Raw genomic sequence first — 1,738 nt, 5'->3', positions numbered from 1 at the left:
CCCGACGTTGTTTGCCGGATTGACGGCCGGTCAACAAGCGGCCAGCCGCCTGATGCTGGAAAGTCCGGATAGGTTTGTTGGTATTCAGGGGTATGCCGGGGTAGGGAAAACCACGCAGTTCAAGGCCGTGCTGGCGGCCATCAATACATTGCCTGACGCGCAACAGCCGGAGGTTATCGGTCTGGCACCGACACACCGCGCGGTCGGTGAAATGGCGTCGGTCGGGGTAAAGGCCCAAACCATTGCATCATTTTTGATGGACACCGAACGGCGAACGCAAAGCGGTGAAACGTTGGATTTCTCGCGCACGCTGTTTTTGGTGGATGAAAGCTCAATGGTTGGCAACCGTGACATGAGCGATACGTTGAGCCGGATTGCCGACGCAGGCGGTCGGGCAGTATTGAGCGGTGATGAGAAGCAGCTATTACCGGTAGAAAATGGCGCGCCGTTCGCACTGATGCAACAACGCAGTGCGCTCGATGTGGCCATCATGAAAGACATTGTTCGCCAGTCCCCTGAACTGCGTCCCGCAGTTGAAGCCATCATTGAGCGCCAGATAGCGCCCGCACTCAACGTCATTGAGTCCGTCACACCCGATCAAGTCCCCCGCGAGGCAGGCGTCACCCCGCCCCTCTCTTCAGTGCAAGAATACCGACAAACGCCGGAAGAAAAAGCCCAACACGGGGATCTGGTGATTGATGCCATCGTGCGGGATTATGCCGGGCGTACTGCCGAGGCACGGGCACAGACCCTGATAGTGACCCAGACCAATGCGGATAAACAGGCGGTCAATGCCGGTATTCATCAGGCACTGAAAGACCGGGGCACGCTGGGGGCCACTTCCGTGGGTATTGAGGTGTTCGACCGCGAAAAGACCCACGTTGACACACTTAAATCCGTCGCCGGACTGGCGGCGCTAAACGGAAGCACCGCACTGATTAACCAGCAGTATTACCGCATTGAGGTGGGAAGTGATGCCAAACAACAGGGCGTGGTCATGCTGACGGATACCGAGGGGACATCGCACCTGTTATCGGCTTTTGAAAGCAGTCTGCGCGATATCGCCATTTTTTCATCACGCCAAATCGAATTGTCCGTGGGCGACAAGGTGAGCTTCAGTCACAACGATAAAGAGCGCGGACGTGAGGCCAATACGCGCTGGACGGTGACGGCGATTGCCGCCAATCAGGATATTACGGTCAGCCAGGACGGGCAGAGTCGCGTTATCAATCCGACAACGGATCTGGCTGACCGGCATGTTGACTACGCCTATGCGGGCACGGCGCATAAAGCGCAGGGCGCCAGTGAATCGTATGTTATAGCATTGGCCGGTGTGACCGGTGGGCGGAAATACCTGGCCAGTCACAGTGATGGGTATGTTGCCCTGTCCCGCATGAAAGCCCATGTCCAGGTTTACACCGACGATCGGGACAAATGGTCGTCAGCGGTCTCCCACGCCAGTCAGCGGCAGACCGCCCATGATGTGTTGCACGCTGCTGACGACCGCCAGGCCGATGCTGGCAACCGACTCTGGGAGCAGGCGCAACCGCTAGCGGCCAATGGTCTGGGACGGGCGTTGCTGCGAGACAGTGGACTAAGTGAGCAGGGAGAGGCCCGGTTTATCAGTGGCAGCAAAAAATACCCGTCCCCGCATGTGGCCTGGCCCGCTTACGATGCCAATGGCCGTCAGAGTGGCGTCTGGCTGGATGAAGTGCGGCTGAATGATGAAGGCTACCTG

The 1,738-nt window shown here is 58.1% G+C and carries 1 protein-coding gene; it reads left to right on the top strand.

Annotated features, from left to right (window positions below; genetic code table 11):
- On the top strand, window positions 1–1,738 hold a 1,738-nt coding region (locus AEP37_RS23555), incomplete at both ends, for an AAA family ATPase (RefSeq protein ID WP_049615605.1).

The sequence above is a fragment of the Yersinia pekkanenii genome, assembly GCF_001152565.1.
Taxonomy (GTDB): domain Bacteria; phylum Pseudomonadota; class Gammaproteobacteria; order Enterobacterales; family Enterobacteriaceae; genus Yersinia; species Yersinia pekkanenii.
The sequence above is the reverse complement of the archived record's forward strand: the minus strand, read 5'-3'. Positions and strand labels throughout refer to the sequence as shown.